Origin of the sequence: Streptomyces sp. NPDC004658, assembly GCF_040609555.1 — a bacterium.
In the GTDB taxonomy this organism is placed as follows: domain Bacteria; phylum Actinomycetota; class Actinomycetes; order Streptomycetales; family Streptomycetaceae; genus Streptomyces.
The window spans coordinates 1-1,165 of record NZ_JBEXKG010000411.1 but is presented as its reverse complement, the minus strand read 5'-3'; the positions used below and the strand labels follow the sequence as shown (position 1 = coordinate 1,165).

Here is a 1,165-nt window from a genome sequence, read left to right as displayed (position 1 = left end):
CCGACGGCACCCGCAACCCGCTCCAGACGCTTCCCCTGACGGAGAAGATCCAGAGCGAGAAGTTCGACGCCGTCTTCGGCGGTGGTCCCGCAGTTCCTCGGGCAGTGCCTCGGCGCGGTCCCGCCGGGAGGGCCGTGCGGAGCCGGAGGGGTTCGAAGGGGTCGAAGACGTCATGGTCGTCGGATCCTCACCGTTCGTGGTCGTGGCCGCCGGCAGCGGCGTCTTCGGCGTGGTGGGGGGCGTGTGCGGGGTCGTCGCCGTACGCCGTGCCTTCCAGCTCGCTCAGCACCTGTTCCTCCACGAGGTCCGCCAGGGCGGCGACGGTGCGGGAGACCAGGACGTCCCGGGGGGTGAGCGTGACGCCGAAGGCGTCGTTGGCGCGGGAGGCGATGAGCAGGGCGCGCAGGGAGTCGCCGCCGAGCAGGAACCAGTCGTCCTCGGCGCCCACGGGCGTCTGAAGGACCTCCTCCCAGAGAGCCGCGAGCGCCTCCTCGGTGGGTGTGCGCGGTGCGACGTACTCGGACGGTGCCCGCTCCTCGGCCGGCGCCGGGGCGGGCAGGGCGGCCCGGTCGGTCTTGCCGTTCTCGGTGAGCGGGAAGCGGTCCAGCACCATGAACGCCGAGGGCACCATGGGGGCGGGCAGGGAGCGGGCGGCCAGCTCGCGGAGCTGGGTGGCGGTGGGTGGTTCGGCGTCCGGGGCCGTGAGCAGGTGGGCGACCAGCCGGGGCAGGCCGGGTTCGTCCTCGCGTACGGTCACCACGGCGTCCAGCACGCCCGGATGGCGGACCAGGGCGGCCTCGACCTCGCCCGCCTCGATGCGGTGGCCGCGCAGCTTCAGCTGGTGGTCGGTGCGGCCCAGGTAGTGCAGTTCGCCCGCGCTGTCGCGGCGCACCAGGTCGCCGGTGCGGTACATGCGGGTGCCGGGCGGGCCGAACGGGTCGGCGCGGAACCGGGCGGCGGTCAGGCCGGGGCGGCCGAGGTAGCCGCGGGCCAGCGCCGGTCCGGCCAGCCAGAGTTCACCGGCCACGCCGTCGGGGACCGGCCGCAGCCGGGCGTCGAGGACGTAGGCGCGGGCTCCCGGGTTCACGGCCTCACGACTCAACGCTCTTCGGGCCCACCGCCTCCCAGCACAGCGCTTCCCGGCTCGCCGCCTTTCGGGGTCAGC

At 74.8% G+C, this 1,165-nt stretch carries 1 pseudogene; it reads right to left on the bottom strand.

Annotated elements, in window-relative coordinates:
- Positions 1 to 187: 187 nt before the first annotated feature.
- Positions 188 to 1,072 (bottom strand): annotated as a pseudogene (locus ABZV94_RS41755) (non-ribosomal peptide synthetase); the annotation flags it as partial.
- Positions 1,073 to 1,165 lie beyond the last annotated feature (93 nt).